The sequence below is a fragment of the Paenirhodobacter sp. genome (assembly GCF_047600745.1).
Lineage (GTDB): Bacteria > Pseudomonadota > Alphaproteobacteria > Rhodobacterales > Rhodobacteraceae > Rhodobacter.
On sequence record NZ_JASGKI010000004.1, the window covers coordinates 1054689 to 1081050 of the forward strand.

General features: G+C 66.8%; 25 protein-coding genes and 1 pseudogene. 14 read left to right on the forward strand and 12 right to left on the reverse strand.

Features of this window, described 5'->3' with window-relative positions:
• Positions 1–101: 101 nt before the first annotated feature.
• Positions 102–1070: a prolyl aminopeptidase gene (gene pip / locus QM789_RS13890; protein WP_420352460.1), complete on the reverse strand. Its 969-nt coding sequence runs from the start codon at positions 1068–1070 to the stop codon at positions 102–104.
• 66 nt (positions 1071–1136) lie between these two features.
• Between pip and ubiG the strand changes: the two genes are divergently transcribed.
• Together ubiG and QM789_RS13900 are read left to right on the forward strand one after the other, a co-directional pair.
• Positions 1137–1871: a bifunctional 2-polyprenyl-6-hydroxyphenol methylase/3-demethylubiquinol 3-O-methyltransferase UbiG gene (gene ubiG / locus QM789_RS13895; protein ID WP_420352461.1), complete on the forward strand. Its 735-nt coding sequence runs from the start codon at positions 1137–1139 to the stop codon at positions 1869–1871.
• Positions 1868–2221: a DUF488 domain-containing protein gene (locus QM789_RS13900; protein WP_420352462.1), complete on the forward strand. Its 354-nt coding sequence runs from the start codon at positions 1868–1870 to the stop codon at positions 2219–2221. Before ubiG ends, QM789_RS13900 begins: the two co-directional genes overlap by 4 nt.
• Here QM789_RS13900 and mog read toward each other — a convergent pair.
• The 3 genes from mog to QM789_RS13915 all read right to left on the reverse strand — a co-directional run bounded on the left by mog (position 2196) and on the right by QM789_RS13915 (position 4784).
• Complete coding sequence (mog, locus tag QM789_RS13905) at positions 2196–2720, reverse strand: molybdopterin adenylyltransferase (RefSeq protein WP_420352463.1); 525 nt, start codon at positions 2718–2720, stop codon at positions 2196–2198. The two genes, QM789_RS13900 and mog, sit on opposite strands and share 26 nt — an antisense overlap.
• On the reverse strand, positions 2717–3943 hold the full coding sequence (locus QM789_RS13910; protein ID WP_420352464.1) for an argininosuccinate synthase: 1227 nt from the start codon (positions 3941–3943) through the stop codon (positions 2717–2719). Before QM789_RS13910 ends, mog begins: the two co-directional genes overlap by 4 nt.
• A gap of 136 nt (positions 3944–4079) precedes the next feature.
• Entirely contained in the window at positions 4080–4784 is a 705-nt protein-coding gene (locus QM789_RS13915; RefSeq protein ID WP_420352465.1) for a hypothetical protein, read from the reverse strand.
• 32 nt (positions 4785–4816) lie between these two features.
• On the opposite strand from QM789_RS13915, the gene QM789_RS13920 reads away from it, so the two are divergent.
• Complete coding sequence (locus QM789_RS13920; protein WP_420352466.1) at positions 4817–5308, forward strand: hypothetical protein; 492 nt, start codon at positions 4817–4819, stop codon at positions 5306–5308.
• Between the two features lie 37 nt (positions 5309–5345).
• Positions 5346–6593 (forward strand): threonine ammonia-lyase IlvA, encoded by a 1248-nt coding sequence (gene ilvA, locus QM789_RS13925; protein WP_420352467.1) that lies wholly within the window; start codon positions 5346–5348, stop codon positions 6591–6593.
• Here ilvA and QM789_RS13930 read toward each other — a convergent pair.
• Complete coding sequence (locus QM789_RS13930; protein ID WP_420352468.1) at positions 6590–6898, reverse strand: Hpt domain-containing protein; 309 nt, start codon at positions 6896–6898, stop codon at positions 6590–6592. The genes ilvA and QM789_RS13930 overlap by 4 nt on opposite strands.
• Positions 6899–7066: 168 nt before the next feature.
• On the opposite strand from QM789_RS13930, the gene QM789_RS13935 reads away from it, so the two are divergent.
• The gene (locus tag QM789_RS13935; RefSeq protein WP_420352469.1) at positions 7067–8257 is read left to right on the forward strand and encodes a PP2C family protein-serine/threonine phosphatase; all 1191 of its coding nucleotides are present in this window, start codon (positions 7067–7069) and stop codon (positions 8255–8257) included.
• 906 nt (positions 8258–9163) lie between these two features.
• Here QM789_RS13935 and hspQ read toward each other — a convergent pair.
• Positions 9164–9490, reverse strand: coding sequence for a heat shock protein HspQ (gene hspQ, locus QM789_RS13940; RefSeq protein WP_420352470.1), 327 nt, complete (start codon positions 9488–9490; stop codon positions 9164–9166).
• A 330-nt stretch (positions 9491–9820) separates the two neighbouring features.
• On the opposite strand from hspQ, the gene QM789_RS13945 reads away from it, so the two are divergent.
• Positions 9821–10399, forward strand: coding sequence for a lytic transglycosylase (locus QM789_RS13945; protein WP_420352471.1), 579 nt, complete (start codon positions 9821–9823; stop codon positions 10397–10399).
• Here QM789_RS13945 and QM789_RS13950 read toward each other — a convergent pair.
• From QM789_RS13950 to QM789_RS13965, 4 genes and pseudogenes are all read right to left on the reverse strand, one after another.
• Positions 10396–10995 (reverse strand): LolA family protein, encoded by a 600-nt coding sequence (locus QM789_RS13950; RefSeq protein WP_420352472.1) that lies wholly within the window; start codon positions 10993–10995, stop codon positions 10396–10398. The genes QM789_RS13945 and QM789_RS13950 overlap by 4 nt on opposite strands.
• Before the next feature lie 61 nt (positions 10996–11056).
• Positions 11057–14098 (reverse strand): DNA translocase FtsK 4TM domain-containing protein, encoded by a 3042-nt coding sequence (locus QM789_RS13955; protein WP_420352473.1) that lies wholly within the window; start codon positions 14096–14098, stop codon positions 11057–11059.
• 8 nt (positions 14099–14106) lie between these two features.
• Positions 14107–15286 (reverse strand): annotated as a pseudogene (locus tag QM789_RS13960) (aminotransferase class I/II-fold pyridoxal phosphate-dependent enzyme).
• Between the two features lie 111 nt (positions 15287–15397).
• On the reverse strand, positions 15398–16711 hold the full coding sequence (locus tag QM789_RS13965; RefSeq protein ID WP_420353317.1) for an amidase: 1314 nt from the start codon (positions 16709–16711) through the stop codon (positions 15398–15400).
• 87 nt (positions 16712–16798) lie between these two features.
• On the opposite strand from QM789_RS13965, the gene QM789_RS13970 reads away from it, so the two are divergent.
• Positions 16799–18025, forward strand: a complete 1227-nt coding sequence (locus tag QM789_RS13970; RefSeq protein ID WP_420352474.1) for a UbiH/UbiF/VisC/COQ6 family ubiquinone biosynthesis hydroxylase — start codon at positions 16799–16801, stop codon at positions 18023–18025.
• A gap of 72 nt (positions 18026–18097) precedes the next feature.
• Here QM789_RS13970 and QM789_RS13975 read toward each other — a convergent pair whose 3' ends face one another.
• Positions 18098–18463, reverse strand: a complete 366-nt coding sequence (locus tag QM789_RS13975; protein WP_420352475.1) for a hypothetical protein — start codon at positions 18461–18463, stop codon at positions 18098–18100.
• A gap of 99 nt (positions 18464–18562) precedes the next feature.
• Here QM789_RS13975 and QM789_RS13980 point away from each other — a divergent pair, with 99 nt between their 5' ends.
• The 4 genes from QM789_RS13980 (at position 18563) to QM789_RS13995 (ending at position 21683) form a co-directional block, all read left to right on the forward strand.
• On the forward strand, positions 18563–19633 hold the full coding sequence (locus QM789_RS13980; RefSeq protein WP_420352476.1) for an NAD(P)/FAD-dependent oxidoreductase: 1071 nt from the start codon (positions 18563–18565) through the stop codon (positions 19631–19633).
• A gap of 67 nt (positions 19634–19700) precedes the next feature.
• Entirely contained in the window at positions 19701–20045 is a 345-nt protein-coding gene (locus tag QM789_RS13985) for a carboxymuconolactone decarboxylase family protein (RefSeq protein ID WP_420352477.1), read from the forward strand.
• A gap of 61 nt (positions 20046–20106) precedes the next feature.
• Complete coding sequence (locus QM789_RS13990; protein ID WP_420352478.1) at positions 20107–20934, forward strand: GH25 family lysozyme; 828 nt, start codon at positions 20107–20109, stop codon at positions 20932–20934.
• Positions 20935–21293: 359 nt separating this feature from the next.
• Positions 21294–21683, forward strand: coding sequence for a PRC-barrel domain-containing protein (locus QM789_RS13995; RefSeq protein ID WP_420352479.1), 390 nt, complete (start codon positions 21294–21296; stop codon positions 21681–21683).
• A gap of 40 nt (positions 21684–21723) precedes the next feature.
• Here the strand turns inward: QM789_RS13995 and QM789_RS14000 are convergent, their stop codons facing one another.
• The gene (locus QM789_RS14000; protein ID WP_420352480.1) at positions 21724–22710 is read right to left on the reverse strand and encodes a 2-hydroxyacid dehydrogenase; all 987 of its coding nucleotides are present in this window, start codon (positions 22708–22710) and stop codon (positions 21724–21726) included.
• A 102-nt stretch (positions 22711–22812) separates the two neighbouring features.
• On the opposite strand from QM789_RS14000, the gene QM789_RS14005 reads away from it, so the two are divergent.
• The 3 genes from QM789_RS14005 (at position 22813) to serS (ending at position 26111) form a co-directional block, all read left to right on the forward strand.
• Positions 22813–23406 (forward strand): SH3 domain-containing protein, encoded by a 594-nt coding sequence (locus QM789_RS14005; RefSeq protein ID WP_420352481.1) that lies wholly within the window; start codon positions 22813–22815, stop codon positions 23404–23406.
• Positions 23407–23457: 51 nt separating this feature from the next.
• Positions 23458–24348, forward strand: a complete 891-nt coding sequence (locus QM789_RS14010; protein WP_420352482.1) for a cation diffusion facilitator family transporter — start codon at positions 23458–23460, stop codon at positions 24346–24348.
• A gap of 467 nt (positions 24349–24815) precedes the next feature.
• Entirely contained in the window at positions 24816–26111 is a 1296-nt protein-coding gene (gene serS / locus QM789_RS14015) for a serine--tRNA ligase (RefSeq protein WP_420352483.1), read from the forward strand.
• Positions 26112–26362 lie beyond the last annotated feature (251 nt).

A 26362-nucleotide genomic window follows, 5' to 3' on the forward strand; every position in this document is an offset into this window, starting at 1 on the left:
GCTTCGGCAACGGACGGGTCGGAATGCGGATTTTCCTTCGTGAACAGCATCCGGACCCCGGTCAGACGGGCACCGCGACCGAAGGGGAAGGCGGTCCGCGATCAGCGCAGCCGGTCCATCGCGGCAACCAGCGCCGCGGTGATACCCGGCTCGCTCAGCGCATGGCCCGCCGCCGGGATCAGCCGCAGGTCCGCCCGCTTCCAGCCCCGCGCCAGCCGCCAGGCCGAAACCGGCGGACAGATCATGTCCATCCGCCCCTGCACGATCACCGCCGGGATATGCTCGATCCTGCGGCTGTCGCGCAGGATCTGGCCGTCTTCCTCCAGAAAGGCGCCATGGGTGAAGTAATGGTTCTCCAGCCGCGAAAAGGCCCGCGCGTAATCGGCCGGCGCCTCGCCGGGGAAACCGTCGTAATCGACGGAAGCCAAAGCGTTTTCCCACATCGCCCAGGCCCGGCCATGGCGCGCTTCCTCGGCATAGTCGCCCGAGAACAGCCGCCGGTGATAGGCCGCGATCAGGTCGCCGCGCTCGCCCTCCGGGATCGGGCGGATGAACTGCTCCCACAGATCTGGGAAGAACTGCCCCGCCCCGCCGCCATAGAACCAGTCGAGTTCCGACCGCATCGCCAGGAACACGCCCCGCAGGATCAGCCCCTGAACCCGGTCCGGATGCGCCTGCGCATAGACCAGCGCCAGCGTCGCCCCCCAGCTGCCGCCGAACACCAGCCAGGAACCGATCCCCAGCACCTCGCGGATCCGCTCGATATCCGCGACCAGGTGCCATGTGGTATTCGCCTCGACCGAGGCATGGGGCCGCGACCTGCCGCAGCCGCGCTGATCGAACAGGATGATCCGGTAATGCGCCGGGTCGAAGAAGCGCCGCATCGCCGGGCTGCACCCGCCCCCCGGCCCACCGTGGAACACCACCACCGGGCGGCCCTGCGGATGGCCGGATTGCTCGACATAGATCCGATGGCCGTCGCTCACGTCCAGCATCCGCTGGTCGAAGGGCTCGACCGGCGGGTAAAGAAAGGCGCTGGCGCTGCGCTTTTGCCCTGCGTTTCTGTCCATATGCGGACTATATAGCGGCTCAGCGCGCCCCGCTACCGGGGACGACACGGATTTGCAGGGGGTGGCATGGAAACCGCGACGAACACGATCGACCCCGCCGAAGTGGCGAAATTCGAGGCGATGGCAGCCGAATGGTGGGATCCCACGGGCAAGTTCAAGCCGCTGCACATGCTCAATCCCTGCCGGCTGGATTACATCACGCAGCAGATCGCGGCGCAGTTCGGGCGTGACCTGCGCGCGCCGCGCCCGTTCGAGGGGCTGCGGCTGCTGGACATCGGATGTGGCGGCGGGCTGCTGTCGGAGCCCATGGCGCGGCTGGGGGCGACGGTGGTCGGCGCCGATGCGGCCGAGCGCAACATCCCCGTCGCGCGGCTGCATGCGGAACAGTCGGGCCTTGAGATCGACTATCGCCACTGTGCCGCCGAGGACATTCGCGAAACCTTCGACGTGGTGCTGGCGATGGAGATCATCGAACATGTCGCCGATCCGCAGGGCTTCACCGATACCTGCGCGGGGCTGTTGAAGACCGGCGGGCTGATGATCTGCTCGACGCTGAACCGCAATCCGAAAAGCTGGCTGATGGCGATCGTCGGGGCGGAACGGGTGATGCGCTGGCTGCCCGTCGGCACGCATGACTGGTCGAAGTTCATCACGCCCGACGAGCTGTTCACCCTGATCCGCAAGGCCGGGCTCGACCCGGTGGACCGCAAGGGCATGGTGTTCAACCCGGTCACCTGGGGCTGGAGCCTGTCGTCGCGCGACCTGTCGGTGAACTATGTCACGGCGAGCGTGAAGCGATGACCTTCCGCCTGAAACGCGCCTATGACGCGCCCGCGCCCGAGGATGGTCGGCGCATTCTGGTCGACCGGCTCTGGCCGCGCGGGCTGTCGAAGGAGGCCGCGCGGATCGACGATTGGATGAAGGAGATCGCGCCCAGCACCGAGTTGCGCAAATGGTTCGGCCATGATCCGGCGAAATGGGAGGAGTTCCAGCGCCGCTACCACGCCGAACTGGCAACGCAGGGCGCGGCGCTCGCGCAGTTGCGGGCCATGGCGGGTGTGGTGACGCTGGTCTATGCCGCCCACGACACAGAACACAACGATGCCGTCGTGCTGCGCGATGTGCTCAAGTCTTCGGACGGAACGCCGTGATCTTCGCCGGATCGGTTTCGATCCTCCCCGCCCCGATCAGGTCGAGGCAATAGGGCACCGCCGCAAACACCGCGTTCAGGCAGGTGGCGATGGCCGAAGGCTTGCCCGGCAGGGTGATGATCAGGCTTTTGCCCGCGATCCCCGCCGTCTGCCGCGAGAGAATGGCGGTGGGCACTTCGGCGAGCGAGGCGCGGCGCATTTCCTCGCCGAATCCGTCCAGAACCTTTTCGATCACATCGGCCACGCCCTCGGGCGTTTCGTCGCGCGGCGCGGGGCCGGTGCCGCCGGTGACGAGGATCAGGTCCGCCCCCTCCGCCACCAGCGCGCGCAACGTCCCGGCGACGCTCTCGCGCCCGTCCGGGATGATCCGCCGGTCGATGCTCAGGGGCGAGGTCACCACGCCCCGAAGCCAGTCTTCGCAGCCCGGGCCACCCTTGTCCTCATACAGGCCCGCATGGGCGCGGTCCGATACGGTGACGATGGCGGCCCTGACGCTCATTTCTTCACACGGGCATTGCGCGCCGCAATCAGCTTCAGCCGCAGCGCGTTCAGGTGGATGAAGCCCGCCGCGTCCTTCTGATCATAGGCGCCGGCATCTTCCTCGAAGGTCACATGCTTTTCGCTATAGAGCGAATAGTCGGACCAGCGCGCCACCGTCCGCACCGAGCCCTTGTAGAGCTTCAGCCGCACGGTGCCGGTGACATATTCCTGCGTCTTGTCGATCAGCGCCTGAAGCGCCTCGCGCTCCGGGCTGAACCAGAAGCCGTTGTAGACCAGTTCCGCATAGCGCGGCATGATCCAGTCCTTCAGGTGCCCCGCCCCGCTGTCCAGCGTGATCTGTTCGATGCCGCGATGCGCTTCAAGCAGGATCGTGCCGCCGGGGGTTTCATAGACGCCGCGCGACTTCATGCCGACGAAACGGTTTTCCACGAAGTCCAGCAGGCCGATGCCATGTTTCGCGCCATATTCGTTCAGCGCGGTCAGCATCGTGGCGGGCGACATCGCCTCGCCGTTGATCGCCACGGCATCGCCCTTCTCGAAGGTCACCTCGATGAATTCCGGCTCGTTCGGTGCCTGCTCCACCGGCACGATGCGCTGCGCAACGTAATCGGGCGCCTCTTCGGCCGGGTTTTCCAGAACGGTGCCCTCGGAGGAGGTGTGCAGCAGGTTCGCATCGACCGAGAACGGCGCCTCGCCGCGCTTGTTCTTCGCGATCGGGATCTGATGCTTCTCGGCGAAATCCAGAAGCTGCGTGCGCGACAGCAGGCTCCATTCCCGCCACGGCGCGATCACCTTGATCGACGGGTCGAGCGCCGCGACGCCCAACTCGAACCGCACCTGGTCGTTGCCCTTGCCGGTCGCGCCATGCGCCACCGCATCGGCGCCGGTGCGCTGCGCGATCTCGACCAGGTGCTTCGAAATCAGCGGCCGCGCGATCGAAGTGCCCAGCAGATAGAGCCCCTCATAAACCGCATTCGCCCGGAACATCGGGAACACGAAGTCGCGCACGAATTCCTCGCGCAGATCGACGATGTTGATGTTCTCCGGCTTGATGCCCAGCAGCTCGGCCTTCTTCCGCGCGGGCTCCAGCTCCTCGCCCTGGCCAAGGTCGGCGGTGAAGGTCACCACTTCGCAGCCATATTCGGTTTGCAGCCACTTCAGGATGATCGAGGTGTCGAGACCGCCGGAATAGGCAAGCACGACTTTCTTCGGCGCGGACATGGGAAGGCCTCCGGTTGAACTTTGCGGGCGGGGATAGAGCGTTTCGCCCCGCATCTCAAGGCCCGAGGCGGCCAAGAATTGTATGGGGCACAGGGATAGGCTCAGGCGCGGCGCAAAAATACAACCCTGAGGCGGATCATGACGGCATGAAAGATCTTTGCGCATGTTGGGCCGCCATCCCGTGGTGAGGAAGGTGCCGCTGCTGCCATGGGGGGCTGGCGGGCGGATTGGGCCTGCGCGGCCCGGAGCGGGCCGTCCTCGATCTGGTGCAGGAGATCGTGACGGCGATGGCGGCGATCATCAGCATCGCGCGGTGCTGCGGCCCAGACCGGCGGGCTGCTTCGGGCGGGTGGCGCTCAACTCGGGCGCGCCGATCGCCGTGGTCTGAGCGCCCCCTGAACGCCCTCTCCCTCTGGGCGGAGCACTGGTCTCGGCCTCGCGGCTGACCACGCTTTACGCCCATTTTGCCGAACAACGGGATCTGACCTGATGCGGCGGTTTCCACGCGACCGGGAATCGCATGGCAAACCGCAAGACTGTGATGGACGCGGGCATGGTTCCCTCCTACAACCGGAACGCGACATATTTTCAGGACGTTAGACATGGTAGCATGGAAGATTTTCACGCATGCGCTCGGCATGCTGTGGCGCAATTTCGGAATGGCGGTGAAGGTGTCGCTGGTGCCGTGGCTTTTTGTGATCGTCGTGATAACCGTCGGCCTGCTGAGCATCGCCAACACCTCTTTCCACGGCGGCAGCGGCCTCGGCGGCCCAGCTCGACCGGGCGGCATCTTCGCACTGGTGATCGTGACGACGCTGGTGATGATGGTCAGCGCGGTCAACTGGCATCGCGCCGTGCTTCTCGAAGGAACCGGTGGGCTGGCTGCCGCGGATCCGCGCCGGGCGTGTCATCGCCTATTTTCTGCGCGCCCTGCTCATCTGCATCGTTCTCGGTCTGGGCGCCGCTGTCCTTATCCTCGCGGTCAACTGGATCGTCCCCGCCGATGCCGGGGCGCTGCGCATTGTTCTGCTGCTCCTTGCGGCCACGGTTCTTATCGGCCCGGTCTACTGGCGCCTCATGGCAAGCCTGCCGGGCGCCGCGCTCGACGAAGGGGCGCGGATCGGTACCGTCTGGGCGGCGACCAAGGGCCAGACCGTCACCCTGCTGCTGCTGATGGTGATCGTCTGGGGGGCGGTCGTGCTTGCGGGCATCGTCATCGCTGTCATTGGCATGATGCTGCCGGACGCCGGGATCTTGATCATGCTGCTGGAAAATGTCCTGCTGAACTGGTTCACGACGATGTTCACGCTGTCGCTGCTGACCACGCTTTACGGCTATTATGTCGAGGGCCGGGATCTGATCTGATCTTGCCAATTCCGCGCGGCTGGGTCTAATCGGCGGCATGACCCAGTTTGCCCTAGAAGCCCTTGCCGCCACCCGCGCGCTACGCACGCTCTTCGAGCCGACGCCGCTCCAGCGCAACGCGTTTCTGTCCAAGCGCTACGACGCCAACATCTGGCTGAAGCGCGAAGACCTGACCCCGGTCCGCAGCTACAAGCTGCGCGGGGCCTTTACCGCCATGCGCCGACAACTGGAGCGCGATCCGAAGGCGCGGCAGTTCGTCTGTGCCTCGGCGGGCAATCACGCGCAGGGCATGGCCCTGGCCTGCCGCCATTTCGGCGCGAAGGGCACGATCTTCATGCCCGTCACCACGCCGCAGCAGAAGGTCGACAAGACCCGGGTCTTTGGCGGCGAAGCGATCGAGATCGTGCTGACCGGCGACTATTTCGACCAGACGCTGGCGGCATCGAAGGCCTATTGCGCCGAGGCCGGGGCGCATTTCCTCGCGCCCTTCGACGATGAGGACGTGATCGAGGGGCAGGCTTCGGTGGGGGTGGAGATCCTCGACCAGCTTGGACAGGCGCCCGATCTGGTGATCCTGCCGGTCGGCGGCGGCGGGCTGGCCTCCGGGGTCACCGGCTATCTGCGCGCAACCGCGCCCGACACCGATTTCCGTTTCGTCGAGCCCGCTGGCGGCGCCAGCCTGACCGCGGCGATCGACGCGGGCGCCCCGGTGACGATCCGCGAGGTGAACAGCTTCGTCGATGGCGCCGCCGTGGCGCGGATCGGCGACCTGCCCTTCGCCGCGCTGAAATGGGTCCGTCCGGAACAGATCCTGCGCGCGCCCGAGGACCGGATCTGCATCACCATGATCGAGATGCTGAATGTCGAGGGGATCGTCCTGGAACCGGCGGGAGCGATGTCGGTGGACGTGCTGCCCGAACTGGCCGAAGAGATCCGTGGCAAGACCGTGGTCTGCGTTACCTCCGGCGGCAATTTCGACTTCGAGCGCCTGCCCGAGGTCAAAGAACGCGCGCAACGCTATTCCGGGACGAAGAAATATTTCATCCTGCGGATGCCGCAACGCCCCGGCGCCCTGCGCGAGTTCCTCAACATGCTGGGCCCCGACGACGATGTGGCGCGGTTCGAGTATCTGAAGAAATCGGCGCGGAACTTCGGCTCGATCCTGATCGGGATCGAAACCAAGCGTCCGGAGGCGTTCCGCGAACTGACGCAGAAGCTCGACGCCGCGGGGTTCAGCTACCGCGACATCACCGATGATTCCGCCCTTGCCGAATTCCTGATCTAGGCACCGGCAAGGAAGACGTCGCAGGATTCGCTGTAGCACCGCCGCAACGCCGCAATATCCACGCGCTGCGGCTGGCCCGCGGCGCAGAGTTGTTCGCCCTGATGGCACAGATCCCCGAACGCGCGGAATCCCAGATTCCAGGCGGATCCGCGCAGAAAATGCAGCCGCGCGCCCAGTTCCGCCGGATTGGAATTGAGCGTGTCCAGCGTCTCGCCCACCTCTTCCAGAAACAGGTTCACCACATCGGCGAAATCCTCGTTTCCGATCTCGTCGCGCAACTCGCCGACGCGGCCCCAGTCAATCATCACCATCCCCAGCCGGGCAAATCCCGTCCCCGCAGAATGCCCCCGAATGATTGCCCGAGCCTTAACCCGGCTGATAAAACCTGCCCGGTTGACGTTCACGGGATCTTAAAACTGCGCCGCGATGCTACCGCCCACAGGATGACCCTTCCCCGAACAAACAGGATGGTGATGGCAAAGGCCCGGCTCGCGATGAAACAAGAGGATGCCAGCCAGCCGCGGCGGGTGCTGGTCGTCGACGACAGCCGCATGGAGCGCCGCATTCTGTCGTCCCAGCTCGCGCGCGCGGGCTATCTGGTCGAGGAAGCCAATTCCGCCGAGGAGGCGCTAGTGCTCTGCGCCCAGGATCCGCCGGATTTCGTCCTGTCCGACTGGGTGATGCCCGGCATGTCGGGGATCGAATTCTGTCAGGCTTTCCGGCAGATGGACCGGGCGCATTACGGCTATTTCCTGCTGCTCACCTCGAAGAACGAAAAGAACGACGTGGCTGTCGGGCTCGAAAGCGGGGCCGACGATTTCCTCGCGAAACCGGTGAACGGCGAGGAACTGCGCGCCCGGCTCAGCGCGGGCGAGCGGATCCTGCGCATGGAGCGGGAACTGCAAGAGAAGAACCAGATGCTCGGATCGGCGTTGCGCGAATTGCAGGGCCTCTATGATTCGATCGACCGTGATCTGGTCGAGGCCTGCAAGCTCCAGCAGAGCCTGGTGAAGGAAACGTTCCGGTCCTTCGGCAACGCTCAGGTGTCGCTGCTGCTGCGCTCGTCCGGGCATGTCGGGGGCGATCTGGTCGGCTTCTTTCCAATCAACGCGCGGCGTGTCGGGATTTACGGCATCGACGTCGCCGGGCACGGGATCACCTCGGCGCTGATGGCGGCGCGGATTTCGGGCTATCTGTCGGGCGCTTCACCCGAACAGAATGTCGCGCTGGTGCAAACCGAATTCGGCATCTACGACGCGCGCGATCCCGCCGAACTGGCCGCAACGCTGAACCGGCTGGTGTTCGAGGAACTAAGGACCGAAAGCTATTTCACCCTGATCTACGCGGATGTCGATCTGATCTCAGGCGAGGTCGCGCTGGTGCAGGCGGGCCATCCGATGCCCGCGATCCTGCGCCATGACGGCGCGGTAGAGTTTCTGGGCACCGGCGGCCTGCCGATCGGCCTGATCGAGGAAGCAAGCTACGAAACGATCACTGCGGTGCTGCGACCCGGAGACCGTTTGCTGCTGGGCTCCGACGGGATCACCGAGGCGAGTTCTCCCGCGGGCCAGATGCTGGGAGAGGCCGGGCTGGCCTCGCTCATCACCTCGGGCGCGCATCTGCGCGGAACGGCGTTCCTGGAATCCCCTCCGCGCCCGGCTTGAGGATTTCGCCGGGGGCCATCTGGGCGACGATGTTTCGGCGGTCTGGCTCGAATTCGGCGAATCCGGCACGGCAGATGTGAGGGAGCCATCATGAGAGCAGGGCGATGCCCGTCAGCGGGCCAAGGCATTCTCGGCCCGGCGGCGTGCCGGTGTTTCCGCTCCAAGCGAAACGCTGGGTCGGTGCGGTTGCAGGGATCCGCGCCGTGGGACAAAACTTGATCAAGAGCCGCACCCTGGCCGGGCCGGCATGACACGTCCCGCGAAACCGGGCCGGTGACAGGGCTTCCCCGCCCCGGCGAGAAGCTACGGAACGGTGGTCCACCTCCGCCGGTCAAAAGCCTTCACCACGATCATCCCGTCAAGCGTAATGCCGTCTCACCATCAGCAGAAAACGCTTGGGCAAGCCGGGAGCCCAAGTCTTCGGGCCGGGGAACGACCCGGCCCATTGGCGTTTTGGGCCGTCTTACCCCCCCGGCGACCCGTAAATCGATGGCCAGCGCATTGAACCTCGCCCGGACGCCCCGGTCCGGCTCCAAATGCAACGCAGAGGACACTGTTATCCCGGAAACCCTGCGCCTGTTTCCGGAACGCCCGGGCGGAGGAGGTCGGGATTCGCCATTCGACCCGGTTGGGTTAGCGCCTCCCCGTGTGGTCCCAAGCGACCGCCCATGTCGACGTAGACGGATGAAACGTAAGAATATACGCGGATCATCGGGCCTCTTGCCCGGCCCGCGATCAATCCCGCAAAACAGCGATTATCCGGGGCGTCATTCGCAGCTCCGGGCAGCACGGCCCGGTTGGCGATGAATCAGCCGCACGAGATCAGAGGCCGATTCGCTACTTGCGGAGAACCAGGACCGCGCCCCTGACTCGACACCGCGAAGCATCCTCCTGCGACCCGCGGGGTCAGTTCATCTGGAAATGCAGCGGATAAATTCCGTCCCGCAGGTCTCCGAACATATCCGGAAGATCCGGATGCTCGATCGGCTCGCCGGAATTGTCCTCGACCAGGTTCTGTTCCGAGACATAGGCCACATAGTAGCTGTCATCGTTCTCGGCGAGCAGATGATAAAACGGCTGATCCCGATCCGGGCGGTTCTCCTCCGGGATGGATTCATACCATTCTTCGGTGTTGGAAAATTGTGCATCGACGTCGAAAACCACGCCCCGGAAGGGGTGCTTCCGGTGCCGGACGATCTGCCCAATATGATATTTTGCGCTTGCTGTCTGCATGATGCCGATTCCTGACGCTCTCCTAGCGCTCAAAGCGCCGCAGGTAAACATGTGACACGGCGGGTTCGGCGAGACTTCGCCCCGCCGTGACCGGAATGCCGCGGTGCAGCCAGATGTTTTGAATCACCGCCCCGCCCGACTCCCTCGCAGAATATTCCCGCTTTCAGAACAGGTTAACCGCCCACAACGCCCACGACTCCGCGCAACCGCCGGATCAGGGAACCCTTAACCATGATGATCGCGGCAGCCGTCGATCAGCGCTTTGTCATTTCACCTTTCCGGGATTTCCCGTAGAATCGCAGAAAACAAGACCGATCGGGCAGAGCAGACATGAACAAGTTCCTGAAGCTGGCCATCCTGTTGATGGTTGCCTCCTGCGGGAGTGGAAATTCCCGCGCGCCGAAGAATCTGGACAACGCCTGCCTGCTGGCACGCGAGAAGCCGCAATATTTCGCGGCGATGAAACGCACCGAATCCCGATGGGGCGTGCCGGTTCATGTGCAGATGGCGACTTTCCATCAGGAATCGAAGTTCATCGGCACCGCCAAGACACCGCACCGCTATGCGCTCGGGATCATCCCCCTCGGGCGGCAGAGTTCGGCCTATGGCTACAGTCAGGCGATTGATTCGACCTGGCGGGACTATCAGAAGGCCACCGGGCGGCGCAGCGCGAATTGGGCGAAGTTTCAGGACGCCTCGGACTTCATGGGCTGGTATATGGACGGCTCGACCCGCGCGCTCGGGATCCCGAAATCCGACGCCCGCGGCCAGTATCTCGCTTATCACGAGGGGCGGCAGGGATTCGCCAGGGGCAGCCACAATTCCAAGGGCTGGCTGATCGCGACGGCGGACAAGGTGCAGCGGCGCGCGAATATGTATGGCGCGCAACTGGCAAGCTGCGGGCGCTAGTTCTTGCGCGCCCGCGTCTCGGCGTCGATGCTGAAGATCCGGCTGCCCAGATCGACGTCCTTCTTCATCTCGCCAAGGATCACCACCGTCTTCTTGCCGGCCTGATCGGTGATCACCCATTGCCGCAACTGCGTCGGATTGGCCGAGAACACCAGGCTGATCGTGCCGTAATCCGGGTGGTCCGGATCCTGCGCGATCACCGTCGTCGTCTTGCCGTCCGACTTCTGCCCCACCACCATCCGCGCCCGGCCGAGGTCGATGTCCGCCCCCAGAATCAGGTTCAGCGGCGTGCGCGACAGCGGATATTGCGTCGGCGGCTGGTTCGATTTCGGATCGAAGATCGCCACCTGCCCGCCCGAGGCCAGCACGAGGCTCTTGTTCCCGTTATATTCAAACCGCGCCCGACCGGGGCGCTTGATGTAGACCGTTCCGGTCGAGGTCGAGCCGTCGGCATTCACCTGCGTGAAGGGCGATGAGGCCGTGCCGATGCTGTTGAGATAGCGCGAGATTTCGGCAAGCGGGATCGCCTGCGCAAAGGCAGGCGCCGAGAGCATCAGGGCGAGAACGGGCGCGAGGGCGAAACGAAGCATCTTCATGGCGCAACCATAGCGCGGTGCGCGCAAAGCAAAAGCCCCGCCGTGGGCGGGGCTCTTCAACTTACTGTTCCGGAACCAGGATCTCGCGCTTGCCGACATGGTTCGCGGCACTGACGACGCCCTGATCCTCCATCTGCTCGACCAGCCGGGCAGCCTTGTTGTAGCCGATGCCCAGTTTGCGCTGGATGTAGGAGGTCGAGCATTTGCGATCCTTGATCACGATCGCCACCGCCTGATCATACAGCGCATCCTCGCCATCCGTATTGCCGCCAAGGCCCAGCACCTGGTCGATGTCGGAGGCCATTTCCTCGTCCGGTCCGTCGACCACGCCCGACATGTATTCCGGCGGGCCGAAGCTCTTCAGATGGGTGACGATCTCCTCGACCTCCTCGTCGCTGACGAAGGGGCCGTGGATCCGGGTGATGCGCGCGCCATTGCCCATATACAGCATGTCGCCCATGCCCAGGAGCTGCTCCGCCCCCTGCTCGCCCAGAATGGTGCGGCTGTCGATCTTCGAGGTCACCTGGAAGGAAATCCGGGTCGGGAAGTTCGCCTTGATCGTGCCGGTGATCACGTCCACGGAGGGGCGCTGCGTCGCCATGATCAGATGGATCCCCGAGGCCCGCGCCATCTGTGCCAGACGCTGAATGCAGGCTTCGATCTCCTTGCCCGCGACCATCATCAGGTCGGCCATTTCGTCGACGATGACGACGATATAGGGGAAGGGCGTCGGCTGGAACTCCTCGGTCTCGAAAACGGGTTCGCCGGTATCCTCGTCAAAGCCGGTCTGGACGGTGCGCTTGAACATCTCGCCCGAGGCCATCGCCTCGCGCACCCGGCCGTTGTAGCCGTCGATGTTGCGCACGCCCATCTTGGACATCTTGCGGTAGCGCTCCTCCATCTCGCCCACGACCCATTTCAGCGCGACCACCGCCTTTTTCGGGTCGGTCACGACGGGGGAGAGCAGATGCGGGATGCCGTCATAGACGCTGAGTTCCAGCATCTTCGGGTCGATCATGATCAGGCGGCATTCCTCGGGGCTGAGCTTGTACAGCAGCGACAGGATCATCGTGTTGATCGCCACCGATTTCCCCGAACCCGTCGTCCCCGCGATCAGCAGGTGCGGCATCTTCGCCAGATTGGCGATCACCGGCGCGCCGCCGATATCCTTGCCGAGCGCAAGCGGCAGCCGCATGTTGCTGTCGCCGAAATCGCGCGCGGACAGGATTTCCCGCAGCACCACCTTTTCGCGATGCGCGTTCGGCAGTTCGATCCCGATCACCGAGCGCCCCGGCACCGTCGACACCCGCGCCGACAGCGCCGACATCGACCGCGCGATGTCGTCAGCCAGCCCGATGACGCGCGACGCCTTCAGCCCCGGCGCGGGTTCGAGTTCATACATCGTCACCACCGGCCCCGGGCGGACCGAAACGATCTCCCCCTTCACGCCGTAATCGTCCAGCACCGATTCCAGCATCCGCGCGTTTTCCTCCAGCGCCTCGTCGGCAAGCTGGTGGCGGTGGATCGTCGCCGGATTGGTCAGCAGGCTGAGCGGCGGCGTCTCATAGGTGGGACGCTTCGGCGTCTCAAAGGCCAGCGCGGGCTGCGCCTCGGCAATCGCCTGTTTCGACGGCACGGCGGCCTTCTTCGGCGGCGCGACTACACGGCGCTCCGGCGCGGGCGGGATCGCCTGACGGTTCAGCGTGATCCGCGGCGCGGCGCCCCCCGCCCCGCTCAGGGCCGACGGCAGCGGCGGAACATCGTCATCCAGTTCGGCGAATGCGTTGCGGTCGAAATCGTCCTCTTCGGTCCAGGCCGGGGCCTCCGGCGCCGACCAATGCTCTTCCTCCGCCACGATCCCGGCCTCCGCCACCGGTTCCGGCAGCGGGCGCAGGTCGGGCATGGCAGGGGCGGGCATGAACCGGGGCCGGGCCTGAAGCGGCGGCTCGGTGCGCTTCACCGGCTGCACCGGAGCGGGCTTTGCCCCACGCGCCAGACGTTTCGCCACCGCCGACAGCACCGAAGCCGGTGTCGCCACGGGTTGCGGCGCCTCACGCACCGGCTCCATCCGCGGCGCGGCGCGCAATTCGTTCGGCGCGGCCTGCCAGTCGGGTTCGGCCAGCGTCTCGTTTTCCCAATCCGGTTCGGCATGGACCATCGGCGCCGCGGCGCGGGTCTGCACCGCGCGGGCGATCCGGGCCTTCACCCGCTCTTCGGGGGCCACCGGTTCGGCATAGGTCTCCGGCTCATAGGGCGCGTCATATTGCGGCTCGACCGCGCGGCGGATGCGCGCCATCAGCGTGGGCTTCGGCGCGGGCTGTTCATAGCCGCCCTCCGCACCCCAATCCTGCTGCGCCTGCCAATCGGCCAGTTCGGCCGCCCGCTGCGCCGCCTCGGCCTTCGCCTGACGGCGACGCTCGGCCAGACCTTCCGCCGCAAGGACCGATGCCTGCATCCCCTGCCCCAGCAGACGCCGCGCATTCTCATAGGCCGCGACCGACCCCAGCACGAGGAACCGGGTGATCGCGCGCAGTTCCATCCGGTCGAAGCCCAGCACGAACAGGCTGATCGCCACCGTCGCGATCGCCAGAATGAAGGACATCAGCTTCAGCCCGAACGAGCCCGACACCGGCGACATGCCCAGCACCGCCCCGGCGATCATGTCGCCGAAATGGCCGCCAAGACCGAACGCCTGCCCCCAGCCCTCGCCCGGCACCAGCAGCGCGGCATAGACCGACGCGATGGCGATGCCGATCGGGTAGAACACCACCCGCTGCGCCGCGCGCTCTTCGCCCCGGTGCAGGATGCAGCGCAGCCCCCAGACGATCAGCCCGGCGGGCACCAGCCACGCCCCCCGCCCGATGATGACGTAAAGCGGCGAGGCGATCCCCGCCCCGATCCGCCCCAGCCAGTTGTGGACCGGCTCGTCCGATACGGCCATCCAGCTTGGATCGTCGGGCGAATAGCTGCCCAGCATCATCGCCACCAGAATCCCCACCGCCACGAGCGCCATGCCCGCGAATTCGCGCAACCGGCGTTCCAGCGCCGCCTGCGTGTTCCGGTCCAGAAGCGGATCGCGTTGCCGTGCCTGATACGAAGCCATGCCCGTCCTCACGTGTAGAGGCAGTCGCGGAGCCGGATGAGCCCACGCTGCGTTTCTTCTCTTGGGGCGACGAGTGCCGCCCGGATATAGCCCTGGCCGGGGTTCACCCCGCCCACCTCGGCACCCAGATAGGCGCCGGGCAGCACCCGCACCCCCGTCTCGCGCCAGAGTTTCAGCGCCGCCTGTTCGCCATCCTCGACCGGCAGCCACAGGAAGAAGCCGCCATCGGGCAGCCGGAACCTGTTGACGCCCGCGAAGATCTCGGCGGCATCGGCGAATTTCGCGGCATAAAGCGCGCGGTTCTCGACCACATGGGTTTCCTCGGCCCAGACCCGCTCGGACGCGCGCTGCACCGGCAGCGGCAGCGCCGCCCCCGCATAGGCCCGCAACTGCCGGATCCGGGCGATGTTATCGGGCCCCGAGGCCACGAACCCGGACCGCAGCCCCGGCAGGTTCGACCGCTTCGACAGCGAATGGAAGGCCACCGCCTTTTCCGGGTCGATCCCCTCGGCCGCCGCCACCTCAAGCACGCCGGGCGGCGGATCGTTCAGGTAAAGCTCGCAATAGCATTCATCGGCGAAAACGCGGAAATCATGTTCCTCGGCCAGATGCAGCAGTCGCGCCAGATAGTCGCGCGAGGCCACCACGCCCTGCGGATTGGCGGGCGAGCACAGATAGGCCACCACGGTGCGCTCCAGCACCTCTTTCGGCAGGCTGGCGTAATCGGGCAGGAAACCGGTTTCCTCGGTCGCCGGGACATAGACCGGCTCCGCCCCCACTTCGAGCGCGGCCACCGCATAGACCGGGAAGAACGGGTTGGGCACCAGAACGACCGGCTTCTTGCCGTTCTTCGAATTCGGGCGCCAGCGCGATCGCCGCGTTGAACAGCCCCTCCTTGCTGCCGTTCAGCGCCATGATCCGATCCGGCCCGACATCGACGCCATAGCGCCGCCCGATCCAGGCCGAAATCGCCGACAGCAGTTCCGGCGTGCCGGGCGCGGGCGGATAGCTGTTGAAGCCCGCGATATTGGCCGCCAGCACCTCGGCCACGAAACCCGGCATCGGATGACGCGGATCGCCCAGCGTCAGATGCAGGGGTTCGCCGCCCGGAGGCGTCGAATCGAGGAGCTTCCGCAGGCGCGGAAAAGCATATTCGGGCAGGTTCGAAAACCGCTCGGGAGTGTCCATCTGTGCCTCATGATCGGAGTCGTATCGCCCCGTTGAAGCCAGAGGTTACCCAACCGCGCCGCCCGCGTCCAGAAAAACGACACCGCGCCGGGCACTTGATGCGCGATTGTGTCAGTTCAGCGCCGCCTCGGCGGCAATCCCCAGCCGCAGCAGGCGCTCCTCGCCGAAGGGCGCGGCCATCAGCGAAATCCCGCACATCGGCTCGCCCGTGGGCAGGGTCAGCGCACAGAGCCCGAACAGGTTGCCGATCCGGGTGTTGCGCAGCGCCAGCAGGTTTTCCGTCGCGAAATAGTCCGCATCGACCAGCAGCCTGCGCGCGTCGGGCGGCAGGATCGGCGCCGTGGGCAACAGGACCGCATCGTAGCCCGCCGTTGCCGCCGCCCAATCCGCGCGCAACTGCCCGAGTTCCTCCCAGGCGGCGACGTAATCGGCAGCCAGAACCCCGGCCCCGCCGCGGAACCGTTCGAGAATCGGCGCCCACATCAGATCTGGCGTGGCCTCGATCACATCCTTCCACAGGCCATAGGCTTCGGGCGCATACAGCACCCCGGCCAGCGCCATCGCGGGCGCAACCATCGGCAGGGCCTTGCGTTCGATCCGCGCGCCGGCCCGCGCCAGCCGGTCCACCGCCGATTCAAAGCCCGCCACCGGCCCCTTGCGCGCCCCCTCGAACGGCACACCCTCCAGCACCAGCAGCCGTGCACCGGAAAGCGTCGCATCCCGCAGATCGGGCGCCGGACCGCCTTCGAGAAGCGCCAGAGCCAGCGCGCAATCCTCCACCGTCCGCGCCAGCGGCCCGACCGTATCGAAGCGGTTGCACAGCGGCACCACCCCCCGCGTCGAAACCCGGCCCTGCGTCGTCTTCAGCCCAACGACATCGTTCCAGGCCGCCGGAATCCGCACCGACCCGCCGGTGTCCGAACCAATCGCCGCCGCCGCGAGCGCGAGCTTCACCGACACCGCCGCCCCGGAACTCGACCCGCCCGGCGCCAGCCCTGCCGTCACCGCATTGCGCGGCGTGGCCGTCATCGGGTTCAGCCCGAGGCCGGAAAACGCCAGCTCCGTCATATGCGTCTTGCCCAGGCACACCGCGCCCTGCAACGTCGCCCGCGCCAGAACCTCGGCATCGGCCTTCGGGATCCGCCCCTTCAGGAGCCGCGACCCGGCCTCGGTCGCCACGCAGGCGGTATCGAACAGATCCTTCCAACTGATCGGCACCCCGTCCAGCGGCCCGCGCAGCAGCCCCGCCCGCGCCCGCTCCCGCGCCGCCATCGCCTCGCAGCGCGCGCGTTCGGGCATCAGCCGGGCATAGACATCGGGCGCCTGCGCCGCCGCCTCCAGATAGGCTTCGGCGATATCGACCGGATCGAGGTCTCCCGCCGCAATCGCCCGCCCCTGTTGCGCCGCCGACCAGAACCGTTCCAGCATGATGCCTCCGTTGACGTTGGTTGAGGCAGGCTAGCGACAGAGCCGCGCATGGACAATCCCGCGCGTCACGCCCTATGCTGCGGCATGATGCAGAAAACCGATGTCCTGATCGCCGGCGGCGGCCTGAATGGCCCGGCCCTCGCCCTCGCCCTCGCCCGGGCGGGGCTGACTGTCACCGTGGTGGATGCGAGCCCGCCGCGCGCCCGCACGGCCGATGCCTTCGACGGGCGCGCCTATGCGCTGGCCCTCGCCTCGCAGAAGCTGCTGGGCGCGATCGGCGTCTGGCCCGACCTCGCCGCGCAGGCCCAGCCGATCATGGCGGTCGAGGCCGCCGATGGCCGCCCCGGCGAAGGCCCCGCGCCGTTCTTCCTGCATTTCGACGCGCGCGAACTCGATCACCCGCCGCTGGGCTACATGCTGGAGGACCGCTTCCTTTACCGCGCCTTCCTCTCGGCGATGGAGGCCAGCCCCCGCCTGACCCTGATCCCGGGCACCGCCGTTACCGCGCAGGTGTCCGGCCCCGGTAGCGTCATCGCCACCCTGTCGGACGGCCAACAGGTCGAGGCCCGCGTGCTGATCGGCGCGGACGGGCGGCGCTCGGGCACCGCCGAACGGGCGGGTATTTCGCGCACCGGCTGGGGCTACGGGCAGACCGCCGTCGTCGCCGCCATCGACCATGACCTTCCGCATGGCGGCACCGCGCATCAGTTCTTCATGCCCACCGGTCCGCTGGCGATCCTGCCGCTTCCCGGCAACCGCTCCTCCATCGTCTGGAGCGAGACGGACGCCAATGCCCGCACCCTGATGAGCCTGCCGGACGCCGATTTCCTCGCCGTGCTGCGCCCCCGGTTCGGCGATTTCCTCGGGCAGATCGCGCTGGCCGGGCCGCGCTTCACCTATCCGCTGAACCTGACGCTGGCGAATGCCTATGTCGCGCCCCGGGTGGCGCTGGTCGGCGATGCGGCGCATGGCGTGCATCCGATCGCCGGTCAGGGGCTGAACCTCGGGCTGCGCGACGTCGCCGCGCTGGCGGAAGTTCTGATCGAGGCCACCCGCCGGGGCGAGGACATCGGCGCCATCGACGTGCTGGAACGCTATCAGGGCTGGCGCCGCTTCGATGCGACGGCGCTGGCGCTCGGGATGGATACGGTGAACCGGCTGTTCTCGAACGACGATCCGCTGCTGCGCCCGGTGCGCGACCTCGGCATGGGGATCGTGCAGGCGGTGGGGCCGCTGCGCCGGGCCTTCATGCGGCAGGCGGCGGGCCTGTCCGGCCCCCTGCCCCGGCTGCTGACGGGACAGATGCCCTGAATGTTGCAAAAGTGACAGTTTCTCCGATCCCCGCGCTATGGAGACGCGGGAATTGTGGGAAAACCGCTCCCCTCAGCCAGCAGGCTTCGCCGCCGCCATCGAGGCCGGATCCGCCGCCGCGCGGTCGAAGACATAGGACGAGAGGCATTCCGGGTTGATCTGCATGATCCCCTTTTCCTTCGCCACCGCCGCATCGACCTTGGCCGCCGACAGCCCCTTCGCATGGACCGCCGCGGGCTCGGCGCTGCCGTCGCCCACCCCGGTCGCCAGCGTATAGGTGCCATCCTCCGCCTTGGAGACGACGGCATAGCATGTCCCCGGCTTGTTCCAGTCCTCCGCCCGCGGCGTACTCCCTGCCGGAGCGCCGATCTGGGGCAGGCCCTGCATCGTGCAGGCGGACAGCGCCACGGCGCCAATAACAAACGGAATGCGGGTCATGTCGAACTCCCTGACGTGTTTCCCAAGGGATAGCAGCGCTGGCCCGGCGCGCAAGGCCCGGCGCTTTCCTTTCCCCCGGCGCGGGCCTAGGATGCGGCCATGACAACGGATTTCCTCATCATCGGGGGCGGTGTCGCGGGGATTTCCGCCGCCGCCCATCTGGCACCCCTCGGCTCCGTCACCCTGCTGGAGGCGGAGCGGCAACTGGCCTATCACGCCTCGGCACGCTCTGCGGCGCTTTACGAACCGCATTACGGCAACCGCGCGATCGTGGCCCTGTCACAGGCTTCGGGGCCGTTTTACCACGCTTCGGCGTTCCTGACGCCGCGCGGGGTGATGTTCGTCGATGATGCCGCGAACCACGACCGGTTCGCGCGGAACGTGGCCGCTTCGGCCCTGACCGAACTCACCATGGACGAAGCCCGCGCCATCGTGCCGATCCTCAACCCCGAAACGGTGGCCTATGCCGCAATCGGCGACAGCGCGCATGACATCGACACGGATGCCCTTCTGGCGCGGTGGCAGCGCGAGGCCCGTGCCGCCGGGGCGCGGCTGCTGACCGGGGTGCCGGTCACTGCGCTGCGCCGGGTCGATGGTCTGTGGCAGGCCGAGGCGGGCGAGACCCATCGCGCGCGGGTCGTCATCAACGCCGCCGGGGCCTGGGCCGACCGGATCGCCGCGCTGGCCGGGGTGGCGCCGGTCGGGCTTCAGCCGATGCGCCGGTCGATGGCGCGGATCCCGGCGCCTGAAGGGCTGGATGTCAGCCGCTGGCCGATGCTGATCGGCGGCGCCGAGGACTGGTACATGAAACCCGATGCCGGGGCGCTGATCGTCTCTCCCGCCGAAGAGGATCCGGTCGAGCCGATGGATGCCTGGGCCGATGACATGGTGCTGGCCGAGGGCCTCGCCCGCTATCAGGAGGCGGTGACGGCGCCGGTCACGCGGCTTCTGGCGAATTGGGCGGGCCTGCGCACCTTTGCCCCCGACCGCACGCCGGTGGTGGGGTTCGACCGGGCCGCGCCGGGGTTCTTCTGGCTGGCAGGACAGGGCGGATACGGCTTTCAGACCGCCCCGGCGCTGGCGCAACTTGTCGCGGCGCTGGCCGGGGGCACGGCGCCCGAACCGGATCCGGAAATCGTCGCCGCGCTGGCTCCGGCACGTTTCGGATAAAACATTCCTATTCGTGAATTTGTTTGCTAGAAGACGCCCCGGGGCAGGTCGCCCCGGGAGAATCATCATGTCCTACAAGCAAAAGATCGAGTCGATGCGCGGCGAGCTGCGGGAAATGAACCGCACGATCCCCGCCACGATGGGCGGCTTCGGTGCGCTGTCGAAGGCGGTGAAGGAAACCGGCCCGCTGAGCATGAAGGACAAGGAACTGGTCGCGCTCGGCATGGCGATCGTGCTGCGCTGCGAACCCTGCATCACGTTCCATGCCGAGGCGCTGATGAAAGCGGGCGGCACGCGCGCGGAACTGGGCGATGTGCTGGGCATGGCGATGCAGATGAGCGGCGGGCCGGGGATGATGTATGCGGCCCATGCGCTGGCCTGCTGGGACGAACTTGCGGCGCCGCAGCCCTGATCCCCCCGTGACATCGGCGCGGATTTGCGGGATTTTGCGCGCGAACTCAAGGGGTGTTACGATGCGCAAGACGAAGGTTCTGGTAATGGCGGTGCTGCTGGCGGCACTGGCGGCCTGTGGCGGGGGCAAACCCGGGCCAAAGCGCGGGACGCTGATGGCGCCCAAGCTGATGAACCCGACCGATTACCGCGCCCCGGGCGTGCCGGCGCAGTTCGGCGATACCCGGCCGCATACATGGGCCAATGTCTCGCCCGCCATGCTGCCGATCCACGGCATCGACGCGGCGCGCTATCAGGGCCGGATCAACTGGTTCGAGGCCCGCGCGGGCGGCGTCAACTTCGCCTGGCTCAAGGCCACCGAAGGCGGGAATTACGTTGATCCGGGCTATGCCGCGAATGCGCCGCTCGCGCGCGCGGCGGGGGTGCCGGTGGGGGCCTATCACTTCTATTACTTCTGCCGCACGCCGCGCGAACAGGCGAACTGGTATATCCAGAACGTGCCGCGGGTGAAGGGCGACCTGCCGCCGGTTCTGGACATCGAATGGAACCACCAGTCGAAGACCTGCCGCCGCTTCCCCGATCCGGCCACCGTGCGCAACGAGATCATGGAATATGTCCGCATCGTCGAGGCATATTACGGCACCCGGGCGATCATCTACACCACGCCGGACTTCTATGCGGACAATGCGCTTGGCCGCCTGCCGGGGGTGGAATTCTGGCTGCGTTCGACCGCGAACCATCCGACCGCCCGTTATCCGGGCGAGCGCTGGAGCTTCTGGCAATGGACGGGCACCGGCGTCGTGCGCGGCGTGGGCGGGATCGCCGACATCAATGCCTTTGCCGGATCGACCGATGTCTGGCGGGCCTGGCTCGCCGCCCGCAGGCAGTAAGAAGGGGGCCATCGGCCCCCTTTCTCATCCGTCGATGCGGATCCGGACTGTCCCTCCGATTCCCGCACCGGATCCCGGCCTCCACATGGCCCAGCCCGCCACATGTTGCGCAACCCGGGTGCCGCCCCGCCCTTCTCAGGTGACAGGCGATCGACACGCCAGCCGATTGCGGGCCAGATCCGTGCCGGTGGGGCCGGCCTTCGGGCCGAGGCCAGCCAGAAGCCGCAGGCGGGTTCCCGCCGGTGAGAACAAACCTTGTTGATCGCCCCCGGCGGAACGCAGGGCGGATCTGGTGGTTGGGGATGTGTCCGACGGGGTGGCACGGCCCCGGACACAGCAAAACGACTCAGGAGGACACTATGAAAACGCTTCTCATCACGACCGCCACCGGCCTGATGCTTGCGCTGCCGCTGGCCGCCCAGACGACGACGGTGCCCGCCACGCCCCCCGCGACCACGGAGCCCGCCCTGCCCGGCGCCTGGGCGGGGGTGACCGCAGACGAGCTGAAGGGCAAGTCCGTGATCGGGCTTGACGATAAGAAAATCGGCGATGTCAGCGACGTGGTAATGGGCGCGGATGCCAGCGTGTCGCAGATCGTGGTCGATGTCGGCGGCTTCCTCGGGATGGGCGCGAAACCCGTGGCGCTCACCCCCGCTCAGGTGACGCTCACCCGCGAGGGCGACGCCATCACGCTCCGGGTCGCGGCGACCGAGGACGAATTGAAGGCGCTGCCCGAATACAAGCAGTGACCTGAAGGCCGTGGCGGTTCCCCCGCCACGGCCCTTCCGCTCAGACCGCGCCCGGCACGACCAGATCCGGCGGCCGGTGCCCATCGGCGAAGGTCTTGATGTTGATGATGACCTTCTCGCCCATCTCGGTGCGGCCCTCGATCGTGGCCGATCCCATATGCGGCAACAGCACCACATTCGGCAGGGCACGCAGGCGCGGGTTGATCTCGTGCCGGCCCTCGAACACATCGAGCCCGGCGCCCGCGATCTCGCCCGCGCGCAGCATCCGGGTCAGGGCGTTCTCGTCGATCACCTCGCCGCGCGAGGTATTCACCACCACCGCCGAGGGCCGCAGCATCTTCAGCCGCCGCGCATTCAGCAGATGGAACGTCGAGGGCGTATGCGGGCAGTTCACCGAAATCACGTCCATCCGGGCGATCATCTGGTCGAGGCTCTCCCAATAGGTCGCCTCCAGCGGCTGCTCGATCTCCGGCCGCAGGCGGCGGCGGTTGTGGTAATGGATCTGCATCCCGAAGGCATGCGCGCGACGGGCCAGCGCCTGCCCGATCCGCCCCATGCCCAGAATCCCCAGACGCCGCCCACCGATCCGCCCGCCCAGAAGCGCCGTCGGCGCCCAGCCGGTCCATTCGCCCGACTGCATCAGGGCCAGCCCCTCGGGGATCCGCCGTGTCACCGCGAGGATCAGCGCCATCGCCATATCGGCGGTGTCATCCGTGGTCACGCCCGGCGTGTTCGAGACCAGAACGCCGCGCTGGCGTGCCGAGGCGATGTCGATATGATCCACCCCCGCGCCGTAATTCGCGATCAGGCGCAGCCGCTCCCCCGCCTGCGCCAGCATGTTCGCGTCAATGTGATCGGTGATCGTCGGCACCAGCACATCGGCCCGCGCCATGGCCGAAACCAGTTGATCGCGGGTCATGGGAGCGTCGGTTTCGCGCAATTCGACGTCGAAAAGCTCCTTCATCCGGGTCTCGACGACCTCGGGCAACCGTCGCGTCACGACAACATTCAGCCGCGGTGCGGACATGGGGCGCTCTCCTCTCTTCCAATAGACTGATCCCGGGTGCAAAGTGAGGCCCAAAGAGCCCAGACACAAGGGCCTGAAAGAGCAGAAATGGCGAAATTAGAAATGCCGACGCAATTTTGTTGCGCACACATCTCCGCGCTGCGGCGCATGCTGGCCTGTGGGCTTGTCCTTCTGGCGCTGTCCGGGGGTGCCTTCGCGCAGGAAGACGACGAGGACGCCCAGCCGCCCACGGATCTCGACATGTCGATGGCGCTGGCGAACCAGAAGGGGCGCGGGCCGGTGACCAACCTGCCGCTGCCGCGCTATGTCTCGCTGAAAGGGTCCGAGGGCAACGCCCGGCGCGGCCCCTCGCTCAGCCATCGGATCGACTGGGTGTTCAAACATGCCGGGATGCCACTGCGGATAACGGCCGAGTTCGGCAACTGGCGCCGGGTCGAGGACCGCGACGGCGCCAGCGGCTGGGTGCATTATTCGCTGCTGTCCGGGGTGCGCACGGTGATCCTGGACGAGGACATGACGCAGATCTACAGCCGCCCCGATCCGAAATCCCCCGTCACCGCGCTGGCCGAGGCGGGTGCGATCGCGAAGCTCGGGAAATGCAACATCGACTGGTGCGAGATCAGTTCCAGCGACGCCGATGGCTGGGTCGAGAAGACGCGGATCTGGGGCGTGGAGCCGAACGAAACCCGTGACTAGGTGCGGGAACGGCGCTAAGGACAGGGCCCGAATCCGCCCAGGACAGTGCCGATGCCCAAGATTGATTCCCAACTCCGGCTGAACCTGTCGGCGGGGCTTGCGTCTGTGCTGGTCTCGACGACGCTGGTCGGGCTGAAGCTCTGGGCGCTGTGGACGACGGGGGCGCTGTCGATCGCCGCCTCGCTGGCCGATAGCGCGATGGACCTGCTGATCTCGCTCGCCGGGCTGGGGGCGATCGTCTATGCCTCGCGTCCGGCGGACGAAGACCATGCCTTCGGCCATACCGCGGTCGAGGATCTGACCTCGCTCGGGCAGGCGCTGTTCGTCTTCGCCTCGGGCTGCGCGATCCTGTGGTCGGGCGTCCTTCGGCTGATCAGGCCCCTTCCGGAGCGGCTGAGCGACGAGGGGCTCGGCGTGGCGATCATGCTGATCTCGGCCGTGCTCACGCTGGCGCTGGTGGCTTGGCAGGGGCGGGTCAGCGGCGCGACCGGCAACAAGGTCGTGGCGGCGGACCGGCTGCATTACATCGGCGACCTGCTGCCCACGCTGGGCGCGGTGCTGGCGCTGTTCCTGTCGGGCTGGTTCGGCTGGAGCCGGGTGGACAGCATCGTCGCCATCATCGCCGCGCTGATCATGATCCGGGGCGCGATCGGCATCGGCACCAGCGCCTGGCACGCGCTGATGAACCGTTCCGTGCCCGATGAGGAACTGGCTCGGATCGCCGAGATCACCCGCGACACCCCCGGCGTACGCGCCTTCCACGACCTGCGCACCCGCACCGCCGGGACGATGACCTTCGTGCAGGTGCATATCGAACTGGACGGCGGCCAGACGCTCACCGAAGCCCATGCCATCGCGCACAACCTGAAACGGCGCATCATGGCGGCGATCCCGCAGGCGGATGTCATCATCCACATGGATGTCTTCGGCCACGCCGACTAGCTGCGGAAGACCGTCAGCGGCCCGGACCGGGGTCATCACCCGCGCCCCTTCGGGCGCTGCATCACGACAGGCGGCGGCTTTACACCAATCCAAGTCCCACGCTCACCACGACAAGGCCTTCGCGCCAGCCGATCGCGATGCCGATGATCGACACCGCGGCCCGCCCGAGGCGGAGCAACAGTTTATTCGCGGTCTTGCCCCTGTCGCGGATGATACCCCGACCTCCGCCGGGATCGAATCGCGGACCCCGGCCTGACCGTAGACGGCCTTCCAGCCGGTCCCCTCGGCGGGCATCGCGAGGAAGGCTCCCCGCACGCACAGGCAGGAGCCGCGACGAGACGCATTTCGAATTCCATTTTAGAAATGTTTTATCCAACCCGGCAGGCCCCGCAGCGCAAGCGCCGCGAGGGGCTTTCGCGCGCCGCGCCAAAGCGATAAACGCGAAGGCAAGCAAGAGAGGTGATCCCATGCACGACATCCGCGCGATCCGCGAAAACCCCGCCCAGTTCGATGCCGCCCTCGCGCGCCGTGGACTTGCGCCGCTGTCGTCGGAGATCCTGTCGCTGGACGAAGAGCGCCGCGCCGCGATCCATCAGGCCGAAACCGCGCAGGCGGAGCAGAACGCCGCCTCGAAGCTCGTCGGCGCCGCCAAGGCCAAGGGCGACGAGGCCGAATTCGAGCGGCTGCGCGCCCTGGTGGCGGTGAAAAAGACGCAGGTTGCCACGATGCAGGCCAAGGCCGGGCAACTGGATGCCGATCTGCGCGACAAGCTGCTATGGGTTCCGAACACCCCGCTCGACGATGTGCCCGATGGCGCGGATGAGGCCGGTAACGTCGAGATCCACCGCTGGGGCACGCCGCGCGCCTTCGATTTCAAGCCGGTTGAGCATTACCAGCTTCCGGCGGTGCAGGGGGGGATGGATTTCGCCATGGCGGCGAAGCTGTCGGGGGCGCGTTTCGTGGTGCTGAAGGGCGCTGTCGCGCGCCTCCACCGGGCGCTGGCGCAGTTCATGCTGGACCTGCATGTGAACGACCACGGCCTGACCGAGGCGATCACCCCGGTGCTGGTCCTGCCCGAAACCATGCTTGGCACCGGGCAGCTGCCGAAATTCGCCGAAGACAGCTATGCCACGACCAATGGCTGGTGGATGATCCCGACCGCCGAAGTCACGCTGACCAATTTCATCGCCGGCGAGGTCTGGGACGAAGCCGCCCTGCCCGCCCGGATGACCGCACACACCAACTGTTTCCGCTCCGAGGCCGGTTCGGCGGGCAAGGACACGGCGGGCATGCTGCGCCAGCACCAGTTCGAGAAGGTGGAAATGGTCACCCTCTGCCGCCCCGAGGACGCGATCGCCGAACATGAACGGATGGTGAAATGCGCCGAAGACGTGCTGGAAAAGCTCGGCCTGCCCTATCGCCGGATCGTGCTGTGCACCGGCGACATGGGCTTTGGCGCGCAGAAGACCTATGACCTCGAAGTCTGGCTGCCCGGGCAGGACACCTACCGCGAGATTTCCTCGGTCTCGACCTGCGGCCAGTTCCAGGCGCGGCGAATGAACGGGCGCTACAAGCCCGCTGCGGGCGGGAAGCCGGAGTTCGTCGCGACGCTGAACGGCTCGGGCCTTGCGGTCGGGCGCTGCCTGATCGCGGTGCTGGAGAACGGCCAGCAGGCGGATGGCTCCGTCCGGCTGCCCGAGGTGCTGGCGCCCTATCTCGGCGGCAAGACCCTGCTCACGGCGGAAGGGCAACTGTCCAACTGATCGGTTCGCCTCAGGCCCCGCCTGCGGCCCCCTCGCCCGGGTGGGGATTGTCGCCTTCCCCAGCACCGGGACAAGACCCTCGCCCCCCGCCCAAACATGGGTGCAACGGGCCAACCTGATCGTCGGGAACCTGCCGCCCCCAGCGAAAACAGGGGGCGTTATTTCGGCGGCCCTTACCCCACCGCACAAACAGGGGCCTATCTCGGCACGGCCCCCACTCCGTCAGCGCGCAAGCAAGACGAGCCGCAGCG